This window comes from Schumannella sp. 10F1B-5-1 (genome assembly GCF_006517535.1).
In the GTDB taxonomy this organism is placed as follows: Bacteria; Actinomycetota; Actinomycetes; order Actinomycetales; family Microbacteriaceae; genus Schumannella.
On record NZ_VHQH01000205.1, the window covers coordinates 1 to 245 of the forward strand.

The 245-nt window shown below is 73.1% G+C and carries 1 pseudogene; it reads left to right on the forward strand.

From position 1 onward, the window contains the following. Positions 1 to 245 (forward strand): annotated as a pseudogene (locus FJ658_RS15445) (FAD-dependent oxidoreductase); the annotation flags it as partial.

The window sequence follows — 245 nt, forward strand, 5'->3', positions numbered from 1 at the left end:
GGCTTCGTCGAGGCGAGCCTCACCCACGGCGAGGAGAACGGCCGCAGCCGGTGGCCCGAGGAGTACGCGCAGCTGGCACGCCTCGGCATGGAGAACCTCGACGCGATCGAGCGCACCATCGCCGAGCTCGGTCTCGACGTGCAGTGGGAGCGCACCGGCGAGCTCGACGTGGCGACCGAGCCGCACCAGCTCGCCTGGCTCGAGGGCACCCGCCCGGCCGACGGCGACGCGGATGTCGAAGCTGC